The sequence below is a fragment of the Kluyvera sichuanensis genome (assembly GCF_014218705.1).
GTDB classification, from domain to species: Bacteria; Pseudomonadota; Gammaproteobacteria; order Enterobacterales; family Enterobacteriaceae; genus Kluyvera; species Kluyvera sichuanensis.
The window spans coordinates 1-654 of the sequence record NZ_JABBJF010000078.1; the positions used below are offsets into that span (position 1 = coordinate 1).

Here is a 654-nt window from a genome sequence, read left to right on the forward strand (position 1 = left end):
AGATACCAGGCGTTTCCCCCTGGTGGCTCCCTCGTGCGCTCTCCTGTTCCTGCCTTTCGGTTTACCGGTGTCATTCCGCTGTTATGGCCGCGTTTATCTCATTCCACGCCTGACACTCAGTTCCGGGTAGGCAGTTCGCTCCAAGCTGGACTGTATGCACGAACCCCCCGTTCAGTCCGACTGCTGCGCCTTATCCGGTAACTATCGTCTTGAGTCCAACCCGGAAAGACACGACAAAGCGCCACTGGCAGCAGCCACTGGTAACAGGATTAGCAGAGCGAGTTAATTTAGGTGGTGCTATAGAGTTCTTGAAGTGGTGGCCTAACTACGGCTACACTGGAAGGACAGTATTTGGTATCTGCGCTCTGCTGAAGCCAGTTACCAGGTTAAGCAGTTCCCCAACTGACTTAACCTTCGAAAAACCACCTCCCCAGGTGGTTTTTTCGTTTTCAGAGCAAGAGATTACGCGTAGAAAAAAAGGAACTCAAGAAGATCCTTTCTATGCTCAACCACCGCATGGCCCATAGCCGCGCTGGCCGTTGCCGGTCAGCTCCAGAATCCTCGACCAATATGGAACCTTGCCCCTCCCAAAATTCAACTAAAAAACCCTCATTTCCTGCCGATAAAATGGGTATCTCTTAACTATGCCTAAAT

At 51.2% G+C, this 654-nt stretch carries 1 protein-coding gene; it reads left to right on the top strand.

Features of this window, described 5'->3' with window-relative positions; translation table 11 throughout:
• Window positions 1-154 precede the first annotated feature (154 nt).
• Window positions 155-286 (top strand): hypothetical protein, encoded by a 132-nt coding sequence (locus HII27_RS27475; protein WP_023224512.1) that lies wholly within the window; start codon window positions 155-157, stop codon window positions 284-286.
• Window positions 287-654 lie beyond the last annotated feature (368 nt).